The following is a 1,529-nucleotide window of genomic DNA, read 5'->3' as shown; positions in this document are numbered from 1 at the left end:
CCGTCGATGACGAGATCAGTGGTCGGGGAGACTCTTTCGACGACACGGCCGCCCGCCTTGCGGAACGCGGCCAACGCCTTGGGGTGGGCGCGTTCCGGATCGAGCAGGACCGCGTCGGCGGACGCGCCGCGACGGCGCACGAACGTCGCGGCCCACAGGGCGTCGCCGCCGTTGTCGCCCGAGCCGACGACCGCGCAGACTCGGCGTCCGGCCACCCCGCCCGCGACCGCGGTCAGCTCACCGATGATCGCGGTCGCCAGCCCGAAGGCCGCGCGTCTCATCAGGGCACCGTCGGGCAGGCCGGCCAGCAGCGGCGCTTCGGCGTCGCGGATCGCGTCTACCGAGTAGTAACGCCGCACTTCCCTGAGACCTCCGCTCGCCGCCCCGACCCGCGCGCCACCAGCCTACGTGTCCGGGCAGCGGCGCGACCGCGCCGTACCGGCAGGGTGCCGCATCGAGTCAGGCGCAGGACACGCCGCCGGGACGACCCGTCGGCGTGGGGCCAGCGGGCGGTGGCAGCGAGGTTGTGCCGACTGCCACCGCCACGGTCTCACAGAGCCGACAACAGGTCGAACACCAACGTGCCCAGGTTGACAGCCTGATCGGCGGCCATGCTGGTCGCCGCGCTGGTGGCCGCGTCGGAGGCCAGATCGGCGGCGATCTGCTGCGGCAGGACGATCGCCAGATTGGCCAGCAGCCCGCCGCTTTGGGAGAAGGTGTCGGCCGCGGTCAACAAGCCCGCGAAGTAGAGGCCGTTGGTGGGGTCGTCGATCCCGTTGAGCAGGCCGTAGGCAAACGAGGCGGGCATCTGGGCGAAGTCGCCGAGCGCCGTCAGGTAGTTACCCGCTTCCCATGCGGTCGCCCCTGCCTCGAAAGCGGCGCCGGTCTGCAAGATCGGGGCCTCCAGGACCGACCCCACAACCCCGCCGAAGATGCTCAGCAGACCGGCAGGGCCAGAACCGAACACCGTGTTCACCACGTTGTCGATGTGAGCGCTGATGTCGATGGGGATGTCGAAAATTCCGCCGCTGACCAGACCTTCGCCAGGAAATTCGATGAAGCCACCCATGATCTGGGCCAAGTCTTGGGCCGCGCCCGGGTAGAAGTCGCCCGCTTGCACGTTGCCGATCAGCGACTCCACCAGCGGGCCCAACGACTCCTGACCTGCTTGTGCGCTGCTGCCGAAGACGAAATCGGCCAGACCGCCGCCCGCATAGAGCAGAGATTTCGCCGCGGCCTCACCGTAGTCCAGCCAGTTGGTGCCCAGCTGGCTCAGGATCGGGAAGGGGTCGGCGAGCCATTGCTCGGCGGTCTGCTCGACGTTCTGGAACGCCTCTGTGGCAACGTCGAGGAAGTTGTAGGGAGCCACGCCCACGGTGCCGACCGCGGCCTGGGTCGCCAGCGCGTCGACGTCGTCGAACGCGCCGGTCAATTGGACCTCGATCGCCCGCTCGGCGAGACCGGCAACACCCGGCGTTGCCGGATTCATCGCGATCACGCCGGCACCGGCGACCGCCAGCACTGTTGCC

At 69.5% G+C, this 1,529-nt stretch carries 2 protein-coding genes; both read right to left on the bottom strand.

The genetic code is table 11. The features are described 5' to 3' along the window. Positions 1–359: NAD(P)H-hydrate epimerase (locus AC2VOK_RS11555; RefSeq protein WP_428900591.1), on the bottom strand; the 359-nt coding region annotated here is incomplete at its 3' end. Between the two features lie 191 nt (positions 360–550). Next, a partial coding sequence (locus tag AC2VOK_RS11550; protein WP_428900590.1) for a hypothetical protein occupies positions 551–1,529 on the bottom strand: 979 nt, incomplete at its 5' end.

This window comes from Mycobacterium sp. TH-M116, assembly GCF_057473685.1.
Note: the sequence above shows the minus strand (reverse complement) of the source record. Positions and strands in the feature narration are given on the sequence as shown.